At 69.4% G+C, this 640-nt stretch carries 2 protein-coding genes; both read left to right on the top strand.

Going from position 1 to position 640, the window contains the following annotated elements; translation table 11 throughout:
• A partial coding sequence (locus tag MCHT01_RS27210) for a hypothetical protein (RefSeq protein WP_218017946.1) occupies positions 1–188 on the top strand: 188 nt, incomplete at its 5' end.
• Between the two features lie 7 nt (positions 189–195).
• The coding region (locus MCHT01_RS27055; RefSeq protein WP_174549075.1) for a flavodoxin domain-containing protein at positions 196–640 on the top strand (445 nt) is incomplete at its 3' end.

Below are 640 nucleotides of genomic sequence, written 5' to 3'. Positions count from 1 at the left end.
TGGCCGAGACCGAGACCGAGACCGAGACCGAGACCGAGACCGAGACCGAGACCGAGACCGAGACCGAGACCGAGACCGAGACCGAGACTATGACGGGTCCGTCGATGCCGGTCGCACAGCGGTGGAGCGTGCCGAGGGGCGTCCTGTTGTCTTTGAAGAGCGCTTCTCGGCCGCGATGCGCGAGTTGATGTTGTGATGCCGATGTCCCGACCCGCGACGGCCTTGCTGCTGATCGCGCTCTATCTGTTGATGTGCGGTGCCGTCTGGTGGCGCCATCGCCGCCGCCTGCGTCAGGCGGCCGAGGAAGCGGCCGCGCTGCTGCCCGCTGCTGACGCGGGTCCACCGGTGCTGGTGCTGCATGCGAGCCAGACGGGCCAGGCCGAGGAGATCGCCTGGCAGACCGCCCGCTCGTTGCACCTGGCCGGCATGCCGGTGCGGGTAGCCGCGCTCGGCGAGATCGATCGCGCCGCGTTGATGGCCGCGCGCCATGCGCTCTTCATCGCGAGTACCCACGGCGAGGGCGACGCGCCCGACAGTGCCGCGGCGTTCGCGAGCGATCTGATGTCGGCTTCGGCTTCGGCTTCGGCTTCGGCTTCGCGCTCTGCCTCTGCCTCTGCCTCTGCCTCTGCCTCTGCCTCTG

The organism is Mitsuaria chitosanitabida ATCC BAA-476 = NBRC 102408 (assembly GCF_001598255.1).
Classification (GTDB): domain Bacteria; phylum Pseudomonadota; class Gammaproteobacteria; order Burkholderiales; family Burkholderiaceae_C; genus Roseateles; species Roseateles chitosanitabidus.
Note: the sequence above shows the minus strand (reverse complement) of the source record. Positions and strands in the feature narration are given on the sequence as shown.